The organism is Huijunlia imazamoxiresistens, from assembly GCF_037132455.1.
In the GTDB taxonomy this organism is placed as follows: domain Bacteria; phylum Bacteroidota; class Bacteroidia; order Chitinophagales; family Chitinophagaceae; genus Flavisolibacter; species Flavisolibacter imazamoxiresistens.
In genome coordinates this window covers 219,959-239,546 of sequence record NZ_JBBBEI010000002.1, presented here as the reverse complement: position 1 = coordinate 239,546, position 19,588 = coordinate 219,959, and the positions used below count along the sequence as shown (strand labels likewise).

Genomic DNA, 19,588 nt, shown 5'->3' with positions numbered 1-19,588 from the left:
CAAGTTTTTAAGGCGCAAGCCGCAACTCGTGAACTATGAACCGTATTGAAAAGCGTCCCTTGAATTCTATTGGTTACAACTTCATTCCCGAGCCGTACCGGCCCGAAGGAAAGGACGAATACCACCTGCGGAATATTCAAAACCGCAGCGGCATTGTTTACCGCAACCTTTCGGCCTACGAGATCGAGGTGCTGGTGCGCAACAACAATACCTCCGACGACTGGGCCAAACTCCTGGTGTCGAACGCCTTCAACCCCGAGCTGGTGAAGAACTGCAAGTTCTTCGGCCTGGTGCGCATCGGCAAGCTGGAGCCGGTAGCCCTGGAATTTCACAACGTGAGCATGCCGGTGGGCCTGTACAACAGCACCATCATCAGCTGCGATTTCGGCGACAACGTCGTGGTCAGCAACGTCAATTATATGGCCAACTACATCGTGGGCAACGAAGTGATGCTCCAGAACATCCACGAGCTCACCACCACCAACCACGCCAAGTTCGGCAACGGCGTGCTGAAGCAGGGCGAGGCCGAATCGGTCCGCATCTGGCTGGAGGTATGCAACGAAAACGCCGGCCGCAAGATCCTGCCCTTCGTCACCATGATGCCCGGCGACGCCTACCTGTGGAGCAAGCACCGCGACGATGACGCCCTGATGCAGCGTTTCAAGGAACTGACCGACAACAAATTCGACCCCCAGCGGGGCTTTTACGGCAAGATCGGCGACCGCTCGGTGATCAAGAACACCAGCATCATCAAGGATGTATGGGTGGGCAGCGACGCCTACATCAAGGGCGCCAACAAGCTGAAAAACCTTACCCTCAACTCTTCGCCCGAGTCGCCTTCGCAGATCGGCGAGGGCTGCGAACTGGTAAACGGCATCATTGAAGAGGGCTGCCGCATTTTCTACGGTGTGAAGGCCGTACGCTTTTTCATGGCTTCCCACTCGCAGCTCAAATACGGGGCGCGCCTGATCAACTCCTACCTGGGCAACAACGCCACCATCTCGTGCTGCGAGGTGCTGAACTCCCTCATTTTCCCGGCCCACGAACAACACCACAACAACTCGTTCCTTTGTGCGGCCCTGGTGATGGGGCAAAGCAATATCGCCGCCGGCGCCACCATCGGCTCCAACCACAACAGCCGTGCCGCCGATGGCGAGATCGTGGCGGGCAGGGGCTTCTGGCCCGGCCTGTGCGTGAGCCTGAAGCACAACTCCAAGTTCGCCTCCTTTACCCTCATCGCCAAGGGCGACTACCCGGCCGAACTGAACATTCCCCTCCCCTTCAGCCTGGTGAACAACGAGGTCAAAAGCAACAAGCTGGTGATCATGCCGGCCTACTGGTTCCTGTACAACATGTACGCCCTGGCCCGCAACTCCAGCAAGTATGTCGACCGCGACAAGCGGCAGGTGAAGGTGCCCTATATCGAGTACGACTTCCTGGCCCCCGACAGCGTGAACGAAGTGTTCACCGCCCTCGACCTGCTGCGCGAATTCACGGCCCTGGCCTTTGGCGTACAGGCCGGCGACAGGCAAGCCCTGCTCGCTGCCGGCGATGCCCTGATCAACGAAAAGAAGGCCGCCCTGGGCGCCACCGAGATCACGGCCCGCGGCTTTGAAAACACCAGGCGCCCCGTGCAGATCATCAAGGTATGGGAAGCCTACAGCGTGTACAAGCGGCTGATCGTATTTTACGGCATCACCCACCTGCTGCAGTACATCGAACAAAACGAAGCGGCTTCGCTGGAAGCAGTGCTGGAAGCCATCACCGGTGCCGGCAAGCGCCAGGAATGGACCAACCTGGGCGGACAGCTGATGCTGCAAAGCTCCCTGAAATCGCTGCTGGACAACATCAAGTCGGGCGTGGTGAACAGCTGGGACGAGGTTCACGAATACTACCACGAAAACAGCGACCTCTATTTCGAGCAGAAGCGGCAGCATGCCTTTGCTTCGCTGCTGGAGGTGCTGCAGCTGCCGGAGAACGGGCTGACCGCCCCCCTGCTGAAGGAGTTGCTGCAACAGGCGCTGCAAACGAAGGAATGGATGGTGAAGAACATCTACGACTCGCGGGCAAAGGACTACGAAAGCCCCTACCGGCAAATGGTGTACGAAAACGAGGCGGAAATGGAAAATGTGGTCGGCAGGCTGGAAGACAACGTCTTTATCGAACAGCAGCAGCAGGAGCTTTCTGATTTTACCAAAACCATTCGCACGGTGATCAACCGTTTCCGATTATAGCATGGGCATCATAACAGGGAAAGGCTGAAGCTGTTGCAGAACAACGGCTTTAGCCTTTCTTGTTTTTGCGACCGGCAAAAAAAATCCCCCTTTCGAAGAAAGAGGGACTTTTGAAGTATGTCGAACTGCGCTGCGCTTAGTGGTGAGCAGGCGTGTCAATAACAGTAGTGGAAGTGTCCTGGATGGTACCACCCTGGGCAGCTGTATCGTTGACAGCAGGAGCCACTACGTTGGAATCAACAGCGGAGTTGGTTACAGTGGTAGTAGTATCAGGAGCACTGGTGCCTTCAGAGTTGCCGCCGCAGGCCGTCAGGGCAGCTGCAACCGCGAATACCGCAAAAAACTTTTTCATTGTACTTTATTTGAATTATTAAGATTGGGGCAAAGGTAGGCCGTGAAACGAAAAATCCAAATTCCCCGCAACGGCCATTTATCCCCACTATTTCCCCTTCCCTATTTCTTCCGGAAGAAAATACGTATGGGAACTCCTTTAAAATTGTAGTGCTCCCGCAGCTTGTTCTCCAGGTAGTTCTTGTAGGGCTGCTTGATCTCGTCCGGCATGTTGGAAAAAAACGCAAAGGACGGCACCCTCGTCGGCAGCTGGGTGATGTACTTGATCTTGATGGCCCGGCCCCTCACCACCGGCGGGTGGTAGGATTCGATGGCTTTCAGCATCACGTCGTTCAGCTCCGAGGTGGTTACCTTGCGTCGGCGGTTTTCGTCCACTTCCAGGGCCACTTCAATGGCTTTGAAGATCCTTGTTTTTTCCTTGGCGGAAATGAAGATCACGGGCACGTCATTGAAGGGAGCGAGGCGTTCCTTCAGCGCCTTTTCGTAGTCGCGGGCCGTATTGGTTTCCTTTTCCACCAGGTCCCATTTGTTCACCAGCACCACCAGGCCCTTGCCTTTGCGGGCCGCCAGGCTGAAGATATTGAGGTCCTGGGCGGCAATGCCCTTTTCGGCATCCAGCAGCAGCAGGCACACATCCGCTTCATCGAGGGCTTTTACCGCCCGGATTACGGAATAAAATTCCAGGTCTTCCTGCACCTTGTTTTTCCGGCGGATACCGGCGGTATCGATCAGCACGAATTCCTTTTGAAACAGGTTGTACTGCGTATGGATGGTATCGCGGGTAGTGCCGGCGATATCGCTGACGATGGTACGTTCGGTACCTACCAGCGCATTCAGCAGGGAGGATTTGCCCACGTTGGGCTGGCCGATGATGGCAAAGCGGGGGATATGTACTTCGCCTTCCTGTTCCTCTTCGGATTCGATTTCCTGGGGAATCAGTTCGGCAACGGCATCGAGCAGGTCGCCCGAGCCGCTGCCGCTCATGGCGGAGATAAAATGGATGGATTCAAAGCCCATGCTGTAAAACTCGGTGGCCTCCAGCATGCGGGCATTGTTATCCACTTTGTTCACCACCAAAAAAACCGGTTTGGTGGAGCGGCGCAGCACATCGGCCATGGCCTCGTCCAGGTCGGTCAGGCCGGTGGCGGCATCAACAACGAACAGGATGGCGCTGGCTTCGTCCACCGCTATCTGCACCTGCTTGCGGATTTCCCGCTCGAACACATCATCACTTCCGGCCACGAAGCCGCCGGTATCAATTACGTTAAAGCTTTTGCCGTTCCAGTCCGCCACGCCGTACTGGCGATCGCGGGTAACGCCCGGCGTGTCTTCCACGATGGCCTTGCGCTGTTCCAGCAACCGGTTGAAAAACGTGCTTTTTCCCACATTCGGCCGGCCTACTATTGCTAATGTAAAACCCATTAAATTACTTATTTACGAATTACTATTTACGATTTAAAATGACACTAGTCATTGGTCAGTGGAGTCTCGCCCTTCCTAATTCCCAATTAACCAATTAACTGTAACCATATTCTTTCAGGAACAGGTCGTTCTCGCGCCATTTCGGGCGCACTTTTACGAACAGTTCAAGGAACACCTTCTGTCCCAAAAACCGCTCGATTTCCTTGCGGGCGCCGCTGCCGATCTTTTTGATCTTTTCGCCTCCCTTTCCCAGGATGATGGCCTTCTGCGATTCGCGCTGCACGATGATGTTGGCGATGATCTTGATCAGCGTCGACTTCTGCTTGAACTCGGTCACGAGCACGGTGGTATGATAGGGAATCTCGTCCTCGAAAAGCGAATAGATCTGTTCGCGTACCAGCTCGCCTACGAAGAAGCGGGTGGGCAGGTCGGTCATTTCGTCCTCGGCAAAGAACGGCTCTCCTTCCGGCAGCATGTCCACGATGGACGCCAGCAGCTGCTGCACCTGGCCGCCGTTCAGCGCCGATACGGGCTGAAGGCGGGTGCAGTACGGTTTCCTTTCAAAAAATTCCTTTGCCGTCCCGATCTTTTCGGCATTGGCCTGGTCGGTTTTATTGACCACCACGATGGCCGGCACCTTCAGGCGCAGGGCGGAAAAGATGGCGTCGCACTCCTCCCAGTTTTCGTTGATGTCTACCAGCAAAAGAGCCAGGTCGGCATCTTCCAGCGAGCTTTTCACGGCATGCATCATTTTTTCGTGCAGCTTGTATTTGGGCTCGATGATGCCCGGGGTATCGGAGAAGATGATCTGGTAGTCCTTCTCCGTCATGATGCCTTTAATGCGGTGGCGGGTTGTTTGCACCTTGGGGGAAACAATGGCCAGCTTTTCGCCCATGAAGGCATTCAGCAGGGTGCTTTTGCCGGCGTTGGGCCTTCCGAATATGTTAACGAAACCTGTCTTCACTGGTAAAATATATTCGGCAAATTTAGACGATAAAATTTTGTTTGGTGGAAATAACATTGGCTCCTATATTTGCACCGCGAAGTAGAGCAGCGGTAGCTCGTCGGGCTCATAACCCGAAGGTCGGGAGTTCGATCCTCCCCTTCGCAACAGAAAAAAAACGCCTCCCCTCGGGAGGCTTTTTTTATGCGATAGCTCGTCGGGCTCATATCCGCCAAAGGCGGACGGGAGTTCGATCCTCCCCTTCGCAACAAAAGACCTAAGCCTCCTTCCCGGGAGGCTTTTTTATTTTCCCCCTATTCTCATCCGGCAGTCGTAAAACCTATGGGCATAAAAAAAGCCCCGAGTAGAAACAAGGGGCGACTAACGATTACTTGCCATATGATGATGCAAAAATAAGTGTGGCTCTGACATTTGCAATAGCTCCTCCTCTCCCCGAGGCCCTCTTGGGATAACTTTAACTTTTAAAGCGATTCCAGCCCGGTCCGCCTAGGTAATTGCCCCAAAAAGCACCGGTGTTTTTACCTATACAGGCTCCTGTTTTTCAACAGTTCCCTTACGGCCCCGCGCCCATCCACCGCAAAAAATGCCCGGTTCGGGAATTCTTTCTATACCTTTGCGGCGCATTAGGCCCGGGGTGTTTCGCCGAAAGGCGGATCTGAGATCATACCCGTTGAACCTGATCAGGGTAATGCCTGTCAGGGAAGGTGCGCCCCCGCTCCCACTCTTCTCTGCAGCTCCATCCCGCTCATCATTAAATATTTTGTACAACGTGAAAAGGATCAATTTGTTCCTGGGCATGATGGTATCGTGCACCAGCTTATTTGCACAGCAGGAAACCGACCGCAAAGACACCGTGGACCTCACCCCCGTAGAGGTGCGGGCCATCCGCGCCGGCAGCCTGGCGCCGTTTACCAAGACCAACCTCTCCAAGGCCGATATCGAAAAGCAGAACCTGGGACAGGACCTGCCCTTCCTGCTGAACCAGACCCCTTCCACCGTGGTCAGCTCCGACGCCGGCACCGGCATCGGCTATACCGGCCTGCGCATCCGCGGCACCGACCTCACCCGCATCAACGTCACCCTCAACGGCATCCCTTACAATGACGCCGAATCGCAGGGCGTGTTCTTCGTGGACCTGCCTGACTTCGCTTCCTCGGTCAGCAGCCTGCAAATCCAGCGGGGCGTGGGCACCTCCTCCAACGGGGCCGGCGCCTTCGGGGCCACCATCAACCTGAGCACCAATGAGCTGAATACCCTACCCTACGTGGAACTGAACAACAGCTTCGGCTCCTTCAACACCTGGAAGCATACCCTCAAAGCCGGCACCGGCCTGCTGAACAACCATTTTACCGTGGACGCCCGCCTCTCGAAGATCAGCAGCGACGGCTTTATCGACCGCGCTACCAGCGACCTGCAGTCCTTCTACGTTTCCGGCGCCTGGCTCAACAAAGGCTCCTCCCTGCGCCTGAACGTGTTCTCGGGCAAGGAAAAAACCTTCCAGGCCTGGAATGGTATCCCCCAGCACAAGCTGTTCTACAACGCCGACAGCCTGCTGACCCATTACTACAACAACCTGGGCTCCCTGTATTTTACCCCCGAGGATTCGGCCAACCTGTTCTCTGCCAACTCCCGCCGTTACAACGGCTTCCTCTACCCCAACCAGACCGATAACTACCGCCAGGACCACTACCAGCTGTTCTTCAACCAGGATTTTGCCAACCACCTGACACTGAGCACCGCCCTGTTCCTGACCCAGGGGGAAGGCTATTACGAGGAATTCAAATACGACCAGAAATACAGCTCCTACGGCCTGCCCGACCAGACCATCGGCGGCAGCGTGTTCCAACGCACCAACCTGGTGCGCCAGCTGTGGCTGAAGAACAACCTGTACGGCGGCGTCTTCTCGCTGCAGTACAAGAAAAATGCAGTGGACTATACGGTGGGCGGCAGCTGGAACCGCTTCGACGGCGACCATATCGGCAAGATCATCTGGGCCGGCAACGCCATCCCCAAAGACTTCGAATGGTATCACTACCCGGCCAAAAAGGACGATGGGAACCTGTACGCCAAGATGGGCGTGAAGTGGGGCGAGCGCCTGTACCTGCTGGCCGACCTGCAGTACCGCCAGGTGCGCCACCGCATCACCGGCACCCGCAAATTCCCCGACCTGAAAGTGGACAAGACCTTCGGCTTCTTCAATCCCAAGCTGGGCCTCAACTATACCGGCCGGAACTTTACCGCCTACGCCTCCTACGCCCAGGCCCATAAGGAACCGACCCGCAACGACTTCGAAACCGGCGCCGCCCTGCAGGCACCGAAAGCCGAACAGCTGCACGACTTCGAGGCCGGCATCGAACACGCCGGCACCAAAGCCCGCTACGGCGCCACCGCCTACTACATGCTGTACAAAGACCAGCTGGTGCAGACCGGCAAGCTCAATGACGTGGGCGATGCCGTCCGCATCAATGCCCCCGACAGCTACCGCCTGGGACTGGAAGCCTGGGGCGGCGTGCAGCTCAATAAGTGGCTGAGCCTACAGGGCAACGTGACCATCAGCCGCAATATCATTAACCACTACACCGACTATGTGGCCCGCTACGATGCAGCCTTCGACTTTGCCGGCTACGATACCCTGCGCATCAAAAACGCCCAGATCTCCTTTTCGCCCTGGCTGACCGCCGCCGGCTCCGTCAGCATCAAGCCGGTACGGCGGACCGAACTGCTGCTGACCAACAAGGCCGTCAGCAAGCAATACCTGGACAACACCAACAGCGACGCCAAACAGCTGAAGGGTTATTTCGTACAGGACGCCCAGCTGCGCTACACCCTCAGCAACAAAACGGTGAAGGCGGCCGACATCATCGTACAGGTCAACAACCTCTGGAACCGCAAGTACGAAACCAACGGCTACACCTACAGCTATTATTACGACACCTCGCTGATCCGCGAGAATTTTTACTACCCCATGGCCGGCACCAACTTCACCATCGGCCTGAACATCAAACTCTAGCGAAGAGCAAAAGAGGAAAAGAGAAAGAGTTTTGAGGGGAAGAAAGAGTAAGGGGAAAGAGATAAGGAGCATTGGTTCTCCCGGTCTCTTTCCCCTTTCTTATTGCTTTTCCTGCCCGCTAAAATAAAAGGGTAAGAGACAAAGGGCCGCTGCCTCTTTTCTCCTACCCTTTTTATTATTTCTTATGCTTTCCTTCTTTTCCTCCTAGCGATGCTGGAGGCCTTCGTTGCCGAACTTGTCGACCCAGGCCAGCAGGCCGCCTTCGATATTGTAGGTTTCTTTGAAGCCCAGCTGGTCCAGCACCTGGCAGGCCATGGCGCTGCGGCGACCGGCACGGCACAGCACCACCACCGGCACCTCTTTCCAGTCTTCCAGCTCCTCCACCTGCATGGAGGTCACCTTGCCCAGGGGCACGAGGCGGCCGCCCAGGTTAGCTTCGGCAAATTCATACGGCTCGCGTACATCGATCAGGCGCACGTCTTCGCCGTTGTCTATTTTCTGTTTTAATTCCGTTACGGTTATGTTTTTCATAATTAAAGTTCGGTTTGTGTATTTACAGGTTGGGTTTGCGTTGCCTCGGTGGAATCGGTGACCGGCTTTTGCACGCTCAGCCACACATCGACCATCTGGCCGGGACGGATCCGCAGGGACTGGCCGGCTTCGTTGCGGGGCGCCGGGCTTTGCCGGGTAACAAAGGCATTGGCGGTATCCTGCACATCCCCGTCGGGCACTACCGCTCCCAGGATCAGGCCCCGGGTCTCCATCAGGATTTTGGCCTCGGCATAGGTCAGCCCGATCATTTGGGGCACCGGCATATCCCGGGCGCCCAGGCCGTTGCCCAGCACCAGCGAAATGGCGCTGCCCATCCGGATCTTTTTGCCGGCAGGAATTGACTGGCCGTTAAAGAGCTGCTCCAGCACCGAATTCTTGGCAAAGTCGGGCTTAAAGGTCGTATCCCCGATTTTCAACCCCATGTTGTTCAGCACCATCTCGGCGTTGCGGAAGCTGTAGCCGATCAGGTTGGGCATGTCCACGTCGGGAGCCACCACCCGGTTGACCGTTACATAGACCGTACGGTTGATCTTGACCACCGCGTCGGCTTCCGGCACCTGCTTGATCACCACCGAAGGCGCCAGGGTATCGAAATAGACCGAATCCTGGACAATCATCTCAAAGCCCTGCTCATCGAGCAGCTCGCGGACCTCCTCCACCTTTTTCCCCACTACCGCCGGTACGGTCTTGGACTCGCCATGGTGCGTCAGCCAGTTCAGCGATAGGACGAACAACAGGAAAAGAGCCACAAATAATACGGTACCAAAAACTATATTGACCCAAAGCGGCCGACTCGTAATGAACTTGAACATGCAGGTGATGGAATTTCGGGGTGCAATATAAGTAAACTTCAACAGGCGTCCGGGAATGGGGCTTCGGGGTATTGGTTCATTGGTTAATTGGGTATTAGGGGCTGCGCCCGCCAACGACCTTAACCGAACCATTAAAACCCAAAAACTACCCTGCCGGAACGAACCCGTGAACTTGTGAACGCGTAAACTCGTAAACTTTTAGAAAGTTACCCTTCCAACGCATCCTCTACGAGCTTCGAATAAAAGTCTTCGAGCTTCCAGCCTTTTGCCCGTACCTGCTGCGGAATGATGCTGGCCTCGCTCTGGCCGGGAACCGTGTTGATCTCCAGCATGTAGGGCCGTGCCTGCTCGGGATTGTAAATAAAGTCGATACGCACCACGCCATGGCAGTTGAACACCGCGTAGATCTTTTGGGCCATGTGCTCCAGCTGCTCCTGCCACACGGGACTGATATCGGCGGGGGTAATCTCGGTGGAGGCACCCTGGTATTTAGCTTCGTAATCGAAAAAGTCTTTCTGGGAGATCACCTCGGTAATCGGCAGCACGATCACCTGGCCCCTCGATTTGAAGACGCCTACGGTGAATTCGCGGCCGGTGATCATTTCTTCCACCAGCACCTGGTCGTCTTCCTTGAAGGCTTTTTCCAGGGCGGGCGCCAGCTGGATGCCTTCGGTGACCTTGCTCATGCCGATGCTGGAGCCGCCGTTATTGGGCTTGACAAACAGCGGCAGCCGCAGCTGGCCCAGGATCTCGTCCAGGCTGAAGGGCGTATGGCGGAACAGGTGCACCGATTTGGCTACGGGTATTCCGGCCATGCCGGCCACGGCCACGGTGTAGCGCTTGTTGAAGGTAAGGGCCGAAGTGGCCGCGTTGCAGGAGGTGTAGGGAATGCCCAGCAGGTCGAAATATCCCTGCAGCTTGCCGTCCTCGCCCGGTGTGCCGTGCATGCCGATGAACACGGCATCGAAGGTCAGTTTACCACCGGCCACCTGGATGGAAAAATCATTCTTGTTTACCTCCGTCCGTTCGCCGCCCTCGTTTTCGTAATACCAGCCGGTAGGCGTGATGTCGATCTTATAGACGTCGAATTTCTCTTTCTCCAGATGGTTGTTGATGGTCACGGCCGATTTATAGGAAATGACGGCTTCGCCGGAAAAGCCTCCGGTCACCAGGGCGATTTTCTTCTTCATGGTCCCAAAACTAAGCGATAAAGCGGGAAAAGAGATAAAGAGTAAACAGGGAAGGAATGAAAATAAGAAAGGTGAAGGATGTTCATGCCTTCACCTTTTTACAACAGGAAATATCACCTGTTTACCCTCAGCATTACGCTGTGTTACGATAGTAAACGAAAGATACAACGATTTTATTAAAGATGCAATCTTTCTTTTTTCGACAGCAGTTCTTCCACGGTCTCCTGGTACATTTCGTCGGGAACGCAGCAGTCCACCGGGCAAACCGCCGCGCACTGGGGCTCTTCGTGGAAGCCCTGGCATTCGGTACATTTGCTGGGAACGATATAATAGGTATCAACCGCGATGGGGGCATTGCGCTGGGCGGCGTCTACGGCCGAGCCGTCCACCAGTACGTAGGAACCCTTCACGCTGGTGCCGTCGGCAATCGCCCATTCCACTCCCCCCTCGTAAATTGCATTATTGGGACATTCCGGCTCACAAGCTCCGCAATTGATACATTCGTCTGTTATCTTAATAGCCATAACAATATTTGATTTGTAGGATTATACTTTTGCGGACAAAAATAAACCGTGGGGACCAAATTACCATTCAAATATTCCCCCGGCCCTTATTACAGAAAAAGCTATCGATATGAACATACAAGATCGAAAAGACCTGTTGGTGCGCCTGGGCGCCTATATGCTGAGCGATGACGAGGCCTGGCAGGCGGCCCGGCACCGCGCTTTTTTGGACAACAACTGGTTTATCCCCGAGTTTATCCAGCTGGCCGTTTCCAACATCGCCCATAACTTCCTGCAGCCCGCCCAACTGGACGAGCTGATCGGCCGCTACGCCCTCCAGGAGCGCAACCCCGCCCCCAAAAAGGTGGGCATCGTCATGGCCGGCAACATCCCGCTGGTGGGCTTCCACGACTTCCTCTGCGTGTTCCTCAGCGGCCACTACGCTTTTATCAAACCTTCCTCCAAGGACGAGGTCATGATCAAGCACGTGGTGCAAAAGCTGACCGAGTGGAACCCCGCCGTGGCCGACTGGGTGGTGCTGGGCGAAATGCTCAAGGGCTGCGACGCCTACATCGCCACCGGCAGCAACAATACCGGGCGCTACTTTGAATACTATTTTAAAAGTTATCCCCACATTATCCGGAAAAACCGCACCTCGGTGGCCGTGCTGACCGGGCAGGAAAGCCCCGGGGAGCTGGAACAGCTGGCGGACGACGTGTACCAGTATTTCGGACTGGGCTGCCGCAACGTCACCAAGCTGTACGTGCCCGAAGGCTACGACTTCGTGCCCCTGCTGGAAGCGTTCCGGAAGTACGACTACCTCATCAACCACCACAAGTACAAGAACAATTACGACTACCACCTCTCCATCCATATCCTGAACAACCGCTACTACATGAGCAACGGCAGCCTGCTGCTGGTAGAGGACGCTTCGCCCTTCTCCCCCATCAGCCAGTTGCACTACGAATATTACCGCGACCGGGAAGCCGTTCGGCAGCAATTGCAGGACAACGCCTCCATCCAGTGCAGCGTGGGGCCGGACTTTACCGCGTTTGGGCAGGCCCAGCAACCCGGCATCTGCGATTTTGCCGACCGCGTGGACACCATGGATTTTTTGAAAAACCTTTCCTTAACAAAATCGACCCCCGGAAGTTAAAGAACTACGAAGACCTTAGTAAACGTTCTGTTAAACTGGAAAAAGGGCATTTATTACGAAAGGCTTAGTAGTTATTTTTGGAGGGCATACAATTTGACACAAAACATTACCTCATTCAAACTGAAAGCACATGAACTGGAAACAACTTTTACTAGTAGCAGGAATCAGCTCGGCAACTGCGGTGGGAAGTGTCTGGACATACAATAAAATAGTGGATGCCCCCACTGCCATCGGCAGCGGAGAAAAGGGCCTGCCCGCCAATTATACCGGGTTTTTCGACAATAAAAACAATGCGGCCGAAGGCGGGATAGACTTTACCCGTGCGGCCAGCGCCGCGGTACCGGCCGTGGTCCACATCAAGACCAAGATCCCGGCGAAAAAACTCAGCAATAACGTGCGCCAGCGCGGCGGCGGCATCTTCGACGACCTGTTCGACGACTTCTTTGGCTACGGCCCCAACGTGGTGCCGGAACAACGGGCCTCGGGCAGCGGCGTGCTGATCAGCGAGGACGGCTATATCGTCACCAACAACCACGTGATCTCCGACGGCGAAGGCGGCGTGGCTTCCGAGCTGACCGTCACCCTGCACAACAAAAAGACCTACAAGGCCAAACTGATCGGCCGTGACCCCAGCAGTGACCTGGCCGTGCTGAAGATCGACGGCAATAAATTCCCCTTCCTGCTGTATGGCAACTCCAACAACATCCAGCTGGGACAGTGGGTGCTGGCCATCGGTTATCCCCTGACCCTCGAAACTACGGTGACCGCCGGTATCGTTTCGGCCACGGGACGGACCATCAACATCAACCGCCAGCAAAGCAAAACCCCCGTAGAATCCTTTATCCAGACCGATGCCGCGGTGAACCAGGGGAACAGCGGTGGCGCCCTGGTGAATACCAATGGCGAACTGATCGGCATCAACTCCGCCATCCTGGCGCCCAACGGCACCTATGCCGGTTACTCTTTTGCCATCCCGGTGAATATTACCAAAAAGATCGTGGAAGACATCGTCAAGTTTGGCGACGTGCAGCGCGGTTACCTGGGTATCAGCTACTACTCCACCGAGGAAATGAGCGAGGAGCAGGCCAAGGCCTACGGCATCCCCACCAACATCAACGGCGTATACGTGTACTCCGTGTCGGGTGATGGCGGCGCCGCTGCAGCCGGTATCAAGAAAGGCGACATCATTACCCGGGTAAACGGACAGGAAGTGGGCTCGGGCCTGCAAATGAGCGCCCAGGTAGCTTCGTTCCGCCCCGGCGACAAGATCTCCATTACCTATAATCGCTCCGGCAAGGAATACACCGCGCAGGTAACCCTGAAAAAGCAGGCAGGTACCTTCCAGGATGTGGCCTCCGCCAACGTCGGCAGCCGCCTGGGCGCCGACCTGGAAACCCTGGATAAGACCAAAGCCCGCCGGCTGGGTGTGGAAGGCGGTGTGGCCGTGAAGAAGATCACCAAGGACGGTCCCCTGAGCCGTTCCCGCATCCTCGAAGGATTCGTTATCGTCTCGGTGAACGGTGAAGCCGTCACCAGCGTGGAAGAACTGACCAAGGTATTGGGCAGCGCTACCGGCCCCATTAGCCTGGAAGGCGTCTACGAAGGTTATGACGGTACTTATACCTACCCGCTGAACCTGAATCAATAAAGTATAAAAGGGATATTTTTCCAATCCCCGCTCGGCCCCAGGTCGGACGGGGATTTTTTTTGCAGCTTTCGGGGTACGTGGTCAGGCATTTCAGGTATGCCGGCAGCATACTAATAAGCGGAAATAAAAAAACCCGTCTCGCCTGAAGCGAAGCGGGTTTTAAATAGCGTCGGGTGCTTGTTTTATCAGCTGCCTCTTCTGGAGCCGGGCACCGTGGGCTTCTTTACAAAGTTGGCCGATGATGTCTTGCCCCCTTTGGGGATGAAGCTGGATTCTTTAGGCTTCGAACCTTTGGCGGCCTTATCGTTCTTATTGTTTTTCGGAGTCAGTAATCCCATAGTCCTTACGTTTTAGAGGATTAAATGTACAGATTTCCGGGAAGGAGGAGGCGTTTGGGGAAGAGAAGAAGCAGGAAAAAATAAATTTGGGAAAAGCGAGCTGAAAATCCCTGGTGGCATTTTATAAAACTGCAAGGCCGGCAAATTGTTAAAAGAATAAATTTTTTTTAACAAAATCCGGCTAAACCTTTTGCGATATCAATTCATGAGTTATCTTCGCACAGCAAAAAAGACAAACGAGCGAATAATTGAGACGAAACGATTAATAAAATCGACATTCAGGCGGGAAGATGTTAAAAAAATTTTTTGCGCGAACTGAAAGATTCCCAGATATTTTGCGATTAACGATGCTTTGCTGCTAACGATTGTCTTTGCTATAAATTCTTTGCTACTAACGATTCACTTTGCCACTAACGATTGGCTTGCGTATGAAGTTCTTTGCTACTAACGATTGTTCTTGTCACTAACGATTGCTTGCGTATGAATGCTCTTTGCTACTAACGATTCAAATTTGCCGCTAACGATCGGCTTGCTTATGTTCTTTGCTACTAACGATTCATTTTGCCACTAACGATTGGCTTGCGTATGAAGTTCTTTGCTACTAACGATTGCTCTTGTCACTAACGATTGCTTGCTTACTTGCTACTTGTCATTGCCTGTCTTTCACGATTGCTATTCTTTTATCTCTTTCGACAACACAAAAATAAGAGGAGTCCTACTCCTCTTATTTTCAATTAATGTGCCATCTTATTACGTCAAAACACCTACTCCCCCACCTAAAAGCCTCTGCCAGAGCGGATTACAGCCTTTTCTTTTCATTATTTCCAACGCCGTTTTTGCGCTTCCAAATTTGTTGTTTCACCATTGATTTGACCGTTTGGGGGTAAAATGGGAACCACCCCATCAAACTGATGAGCTTGTTCCCCATTTTCCCCGACGGCTCTTTATTTCTCCAGCACCCGGTAGCCCCAGCCTTCCAGCTCAAAGGCTTTGCTTTGGGAAAGGTCCTTTTCTTCGCCGCTGAACACATCGCGGAAAACCCCGGTCACCCGGCGGTCGTCAATGGCCAAATGCAGCGGACCGCCCGAAAAATTGAGCAGCACCAGCACCTGCCGGTGGCCGTTCTTGCGCACGTACACCAGCGCCCGTTTCTCGTCCGAACAATGCAGGCGGTGCACGTGGGCCTCCCATTCGTCGGCCATCAGGGCCGGGTGGGTGGCATGCAGGGTGAGCAGGGTCTTGTAAAAGTCGTGCAGCTCGTTGCGGCCGCTCCACTCGATGGTATCTTTTTCAAAGAACTGCAGGCGCTTGCGGTTGGGCAGCTCCTGCCCGCTGTAGATCAGGGGAACGCCCGGCCAGGTGCAGCTGAAAACCGCCAGCAGCGGCGCCGCATGCCCGTACTTTTCAAATTCCGTCCCGTTCCAGCTGTTCTCATCGTGGTTGGCGGTAAACCAGGCTTTCAGGCCGGGCACATGCTGGTAGCGGTACAGCACGTCATATAATACATGTATGGGCAGGTGGTGGTGGTAAAACTCCTGGGCCTTCTGCATCCAGGTCCAGGTATAAGCGGCATCGAACACCTGCATATAGGCGGGATGCTCCAGCGGGTCCAGCTCGCCCAGCCAGAACAGCTGTTTTACGGGATCCAGCTCTTTTTTGGCTTCCACCCAGAAATCCAGCTGCACCCAGAAGGCCAGGTCGCAGCGGAAGCCGTCGATGCCGGTTTCCGTCACCCAGAACTTCATGGCGTCGATCATGGCCCGCCGCAGGCCGGGATGGTTGAAATCCAGCTCGATGATATCGTCCATGCCCGAAGCCCGCAAAAAGTCGCCGGTATGTGGGTCGCGTTCGTAGTATTCGGGATGGGTCACGGTCCATATGTGGTCCCAGCCGGTATGGTTGGCTACCCAGTCGATAATGACCTTGAAGCCCATTTCGTGCGCCTCGTCCACCAGGCGCCTCCAATCGTCCAGGGTGCCGAACTCGGGATTGATGGAGGTATAATCCGAAGCGGCATAATAACTGCCCAGGGAGCCTTTTTTGTGTTTCTGGGCAATCGGGGTGATGGGCATGAACCAGAGGGTCTTCACCCCCATATCTTTCAGCCGCGGCAATTCCTTGCCGAAGGCGGCAAACGTGCCTTCCTTTGTATACTGGCGCAGGTTGACTTCATATACGTTCGTGGACTTGATCCAGGCGGTTTCTCCGGAATAATTGCTCATGATAAGTACGCTTTAAATGAAAACTAAGGGAAAAAGGGGAAAATGAGAAAAACAGAAGGGATACTAATACCGTTCCACCGCCCGGGACCATCCTCCCGCCTCTCCTGGTCTTAACCCCTCTTTATCGCTTTCTTCTCTTTTATATCGCTTAGCTTTGCGGTTCGTATGAAAAGTTTTGACGTTCCCGTTTTTTACAGAAGCCCGCTGATCTCCGCCATCAAGAAAAAAAGAAAGGAGCAGGACCGTATGAAAAAGGATTATGCCCCCACCCTGCTGGACTTCGGCCCCCTGCGGATCTACCTGGCCCGCCATTTCGGCTTTTGCTACGGCGTGGAAAACGCGATCGACATCGCCTTCCGCACCATCGAGGAAAACCCGGGCCGGCGCATCTTCCTGTTAAGCGAGATGATCCATAACCCGCAGGTGAACGCCGACCTGCAAAAAAGCGGCGTCCGCTTCCTGCAGGACAATTCCGGCAAACCGATCATTCCTTTTCATACCCTCAACGCCGACGACATCGTGCTGATCCCCGCCTTCGGCACCACCCTCGAGATCGAAAAAAGCCTGCGCGACATCGGCATCCAGACCGAAAAATACGACACCACCTGCCCCTTCGTGGAAAAGGTGTGGAACCGCAGCGAAGCCATCGCCCGCAGCCAGTACACCATCATTATCCACGGCAAGCCGAACCACGAGGAAACCCGGGCCACCTTTTCCCATGCTTCCGCCAACGCCCCCAGCGTGGTGGTGAAGGACATGAAACAGACCGTGGAACTGGCCAAATACATCCGCGGCGAAAAGGGGGCCGACCAGTTTTATACCGAATTCGCCGGCCAGTTCTCCCCCGGCTTCGACGTAACCAAAGACCTCGGGCGCATTGGCGTGGTGAACCAGACCACCATGCTGGCCACCGACACCCAGGCCATTGCCGATTATCTGCGGGAAGTGATGGTGCAGCAATACGGCCTGAGCGGCGACGGGGTAAAGGAACGCTTTGCCGACACCCGCGACACCCTCTGCTATGCCACCAACGACAACCAGAGCGCCGTGACGGGCATGCTGCAGGCCGCGGCCGACCTGGCCATCGTTGTCGGCGGCTACAACTCCTCCAACACCTCGCACCTGGTGGAACTGTGCGAGGAAAAGCTGCCCACTTATTTTATCAACAGCGAAGACAAGCTGCTGTCCGCAAACGCCATCAGCCATTACGATTTCCACACCCATACCGAGTCGGTGACGGAAAACTACCTGCCCGCCAAAGAGCCCGTGACGGTACTCATTACCAGCGGCGCCTCCTGCCCGGATGCGCTGGTGGAAGGGGTCATAAAAAAGCTGGCCCTTTTTTACGGGGCCAGCCGGGATATAGATGAATTAATTGCACAGTTTCAATAGGCCGCTTCCACATTGTAGCGTTCCTTGTACAGCAGCTCGTAGTACTCGTCGACCATGCGGTTGCTGTCGAATTGCAGCTGCACGTCGCGCATGCCGTTCTTCACGATCTGGCGCCAGGTTCCGCGCTTATTGTAATACAGCGGCAGGATCTCGTTCTGGAGGATCTCGTACAGCTGGTCCAGGTCGTACTGGTCCTGTTCCTGCACCGACATATAGCTGTAATCGGCCGGGGGCACTACGAAGCCGTTGTTGCCGTGGTGGATGAACTCGGGGATCCAGCCGTCGTTGGTGGAAAAGTTCACCGCCCCGTTCATGGCGGCGGTCATGCCGCTGGTGCCGGAAGCCTCGCGGGGTACGCGGGGGTTGTTCAGCCAGGCGTCGGCGGCCTGCTTCAGGCGCTTCGACAATCCTAATTCATATCCTACCAGCACCGCCACGTTCTTGTAATTGCGGCTTAAGTGCACCAGGTAGTTGAACTCGTTGATGGCGGGATAATCGGCCGGGTAGGGCTTACCGCCCCAGATGATCTGCACGGGATACTGCTTGTCGTTCAGCAGGGCCTCGAACCGGGCCAGGTCGGAAGCGATCAGGCCCGCCCGCTTGTAGCCGGCAAAACGGCGCGACCACACAATGGTGAATACGTTGGGATCGAATACCTTACCGGTCTGGTCGGCCACGATCTCGAACGCCCTTCTTTTCAGGTAGCGTTTGCGGTCGTCGAAGGCCGCGTCGTCACCTTCTTCCTTGAATTTATACAGCTGCTTGTCTGCCCAGTAGCGCCAGTTCTGCGAGTTGGTGATGGACAGGATGGGACAGATATTTTCGTGGCGGTTCCACATTTCGTTGGACACCTCGCCGTGCAGCTGCGACACGCCGTTGGAGATGCGGGCGAAGCGCAGGGCGGCCAGCGAGTGGTTGAACGCATCGTCGGGCATGCCCGTGATCTTGCGCACTTCGTCGAGCGACAGCCCGCAGAAGTAGCTCATTTTATGACAGAGGTAAATATCGTGCTTTTCGTTGCCGGCCTCTTCGGGGGTGTGGGTGGTGAATACCATGCGCTTGCGCACTTCCTCGATCTTTTTGCCGAACTTCTGGTACAGGTAAAAAGCGGCGGAAACGGCATGGGCTTCATTGAGGTGGTACACCTCGGGCTTGAAGCCGATCTCGTCGAGCAGGCGGGCGCCGCCCACTCCCAGCAGGATGAACTGGGCCACCTTGGTTGCCACGTTGGCGTCGTAGAGGCGGTGGGTGATGGTCTGCGACACGTAGTCGTTTTCCGGGATATCGGTGGTCATTAAGAACAGCGGGGCGCTGTTGAAGGTTTGCGGCGGCAGGTACATGACCTTTACCCACACCGGGTGTTCGTGCACCAGGATCTGGAATTTAATGCCGGTATCTTCCAAAAAGCTGTAGTTCTTTTCCATCCAGGATACCTGCATGGTCTGGTCCTGGTTGCGGCCCTGGTCGTAATAGCCGTATTTCCACAGGATGCCGATGCCTACGAGGTTCTGGCGCAGTTCGTAGGCGCTGCGCAGGTGCGATCCCGCCAGGAAGCCCAGGCCGCCGCTGTAAATTTTCAGGGGCTGGTGGATGGCAAACTCCATGGAGAAATAAGCTACTCTCTTTTTGTAACGTTCGTCCACAGTGTAGGGGACTTTATAGGCTTTAAAGATCATGTTGAAAGTAATTAAGGTACACTAAAAAAAGGGTCCCAGCTTTCGATACCGGCCAGGCGCATTATGGCTAAGGGTTCTAACTTAAATGGAAGATAAGGCTAACTGTTCCAAAAAAAAA

At 55.0% G+C, this 19,588-nt stretch carries 15 protein-coding genes and 1 tRNA gene; 6 read left to right on the top strand and 10 right to left on the bottom strand.

Going from position 1 to position 19,588, the window contains the following annotated elements:
• The first annotated feature begins 35 nt into the window (after positions 1-35).
• Positions 36-2,234, top strand: coding sequence for a DUF4954 family protein (locus V9K67_RS02855; RefSeq protein WP_336719932.1), 2,199 nt, complete (start codon positions 36-38; stop codon positions 2,232-2,234).
• Between the two features lie 136 nt (positions 2,235-2,370).
• Here the strand turns inward: V9K67_RS02855 and V9K67_RS02850 are convergent, their stop codons facing one another.
• The 3 genes from V9K67_RS02850 to era all read right to left on the bottom strand — a co-directional run bounded on the left by V9K67_RS02850 (position 2,371) and on the right by era (position 4,971).
• On the bottom strand, positions 2,371-2,586 hold the full coding sequence (locus tag V9K67_RS02850) for a hypothetical protein (protein ID WP_336719931.1): 216 nt from the start codon (positions 2,584-2,586) through the stop codon (positions 2,371-2,373).
• 101 nt (positions 2,587-2,687) lie between these two features.
• Positions 2,688-4,007 carry a ribosome biogenesis GTPase Der gene (der, locus tag V9K67_RS02845; RefSeq protein ID WP_336719930.1) on the bottom strand — a complete coding sequence of 440 codons (1,320 nt, stop codon included), beginning with the start codon at positions 4,005-4,007 and terminating at the stop codon, positions 2,688-2,690.
• 94 nt (positions 4,008-4,101) lie between these two features.
• The gene (gene era / locus V9K67_RS02840) at positions 4,102-4,971 is read right to left on the bottom strand and encodes a GTPase Era (protein ID WP_336719929.1); all 870 of its coding nucleotides are present in this window, start codon (positions 4,969-4,971) and stop codon (positions 4,102-4,104) included.
• Between the two features lie 75 nt (positions 4,972-5,046).
• On the opposite strand from era, the gene V9K67_RS02835 reads away from it, so the two are divergent.
• A tRNA-Met gene (locus V9K67_RS02835) sits at positions 5,047-5,118 on the top strand.
• Positions 5,119-5,740: 622 nt separating this feature from the next.
• Positions 5,741-7,981 carry a TonB-dependent receptor gene (locus tag V9K67_RS02830; RefSeq protein WP_336719928.1) on the top strand — a complete coding sequence of 747 codons (2,241 nt, stop codon included), beginning with the start codon at positions 5,741-5,743 and terminating at the stop codon, positions 7,979-7,981.
• Between the two features lie 204 nt (positions 7,982-8,185).
• Here the strand turns inward: V9K67_RS02830 and V9K67_RS02825 are convergent, their stop codons facing one another.
• The 4 genes from V9K67_RS02825 to V9K67_RS02810 all read right to left on the bottom strand — a co-directional run bounded on the left by V9K67_RS02825 (position 8,186) and on the right by V9K67_RS02810 (position 11,059).
• The gene (locus V9K67_RS02825; RefSeq protein WP_336719926.1) at positions 8,186-8,512 is read right to left on the bottom strand and encodes a rhodanese-like domain-containing protein; all 327 of its coding nucleotides are present in this window, start codon (positions 8,510-8,512) and stop codon (positions 8,186-8,188) included.
• A gap of 2 nt (positions 8,513-8,514) precedes the next feature.
• A complete protein-coding gene (locus V9K67_RS02820; protein WP_336719924.1) occupies positions 8,515-9,345 on the bottom strand; it encodes a PASTA domain-containing protein in 831 nt (276 codons plus the stop codon).
• A gap of 206 nt (positions 9,346-9,551) precedes the next feature.
• The gene (locus tag V9K67_RS02815) at positions 9,552-10,535 is read right to left on the bottom strand and encodes a D-alanine--D-alanine ligase (RefSeq protein ID WP_336719923.1); all 984 of its coding nucleotides are present in this window, start codon (positions 10,533-10,535) and stop codon (positions 9,552-9,554) included.
• A gap of 176 nt (positions 10,536-10,711) precedes the next feature.
• Positions 10,712-11,059 carry a 4Fe-4S dicluster domain-containing protein gene (locus V9K67_RS02810; RefSeq protein ID WP_336719922.1) on the bottom strand — a complete coding sequence of 116 codons (348 nt, stop codon included), beginning with the start codon at positions 11,057-11,059 and terminating at the stop codon, positions 10,712-10,714.
• Between the two features lie 109 nt (positions 11,060-11,168).
• Between V9K67_RS02810 and V9K67_RS02805 the strand changes: the two genes are divergently transcribed.
• Together V9K67_RS02805 and V9K67_RS02800 are read left to right on the top strand one after the other, a co-directional pair.
• Positions 11,169-12,194 carry an acyl-CoA reductase gene (locus V9K67_RS02805; RefSeq protein WP_336719920.1) on the top strand — a complete coding sequence of 342 codons (1,026 nt, stop codon included), beginning with the start codon at positions 11,169-11,171 and terminating at the stop codon, positions 12,192-12,194.
• A gap of 130 nt (positions 12,195-12,324) precedes the next feature.
• The gene (locus V9K67_RS02800; RefSeq protein WP_336719918.1) at positions 12,325-13,842 is read left to right on the top strand and encodes a trypsin-like peptidase domain-containing protein; all 1,518 of its coding nucleotides are present in this window, start codon (positions 12,325-12,327) and stop codon (positions 13,840-13,842) included.
• 185 nt (positions 13,843-14,027) lie between these two features.
• Here the strand turns inward: V9K67_RS02800 and V9K67_RS02795 are convergent, their stop codons facing one another.
• Positions 14,028-14,180: a hypothetical protein gene (locus V9K67_RS02795; protein ID WP_336719917.1), complete on the bottom strand. Its 153-nt coding sequence runs from the start codon at positions 14,178-14,180 to the stop codon at positions 14,028-14,030.
• Between the two features lie 944 nt (positions 14,181-15,124).
• Complete coding sequence (locus tag V9K67_RS02790) at positions 15,125-16,402, bottom strand: alpha-amylase family glycosyl hydrolase (RefSeq protein ID WP_336719915.1); 1,278 nt, start codon at positions 16,400-16,402, stop codon at positions 15,125-15,127.
• A gap of 165 nt (positions 16,403-16,567) precedes the next feature.
• Between V9K67_RS02790 and V9K67_RS02785 the strand changes: the two genes are divergently transcribed.
• Complete coding sequence (locus V9K67_RS02785; RefSeq protein ID WP_336719913.1) at positions 16,568-17,794, top strand: 4-hydroxy-3-methylbut-2-enyl diphosphate reductase; 1,227 nt, start codon at positions 16,568-16,570, stop codon at positions 17,792-17,794.
• Here V9K67_RS02785 and glgP read toward each other — a convergent pair.
• A complete protein-coding gene (glgP, locus tag V9K67_RS02780; protein WP_336719912.1) occupies positions 17,788-19,470 on the bottom strand; it encodes an alpha-glucan family phosphorylase in 1,683 nt (560 codons plus the stop codon). The genes V9K67_RS02785 and glgP overlap by 7 nt on opposite strands.
• Between the last annotated feature and the right edge of the window lie 118 nt (positions 19,471-19,588).